This window comes from Desulfocicer niacini (assembly GCF_054657595.1).
The window spans coordinates 1-257 of record NZ_BAAHYK010000229.1; the positions used below are offsets into that span (position 1 = coordinate 1).

At 35.8% G+C, this 257-nt stretch carries 1 protein-coding gene; it reads left to right on the forward strand.

The features are described 5' to 3' along the window. Nucleotides 1–257: MBL fold metallo-hydrolase (locus ACYQ2M_RS25520; RefSeq protein WP_459919207.1), on the forward strand; the 257-nt coding region annotated here is incomplete at both ends.

Consider the following 257-nt stretch of genomic DNA (forward strand, 5'->3'; position numbering starts at 1 on the left):
TAATATTATTATTCTATGTCCCAGCAACCTTTGCAGAAGAATTCATTCCAGAAAAAAGCGATAAAAATGGCTACGTAGAACCTTTTCAAATGTTCGATAATGTATTTTATGTTGGGGATAAATGGGGCTCATCGTACTTAGTTAAAACCACAGAGGGGCTTGTTCTGATCGAAACACTTGAGTGTCCTTATGGTCGATGGATTCCTGGTAATGTAAAAAAGGTCGGTTTAAATCCAGCTGACATCAAATATATATTA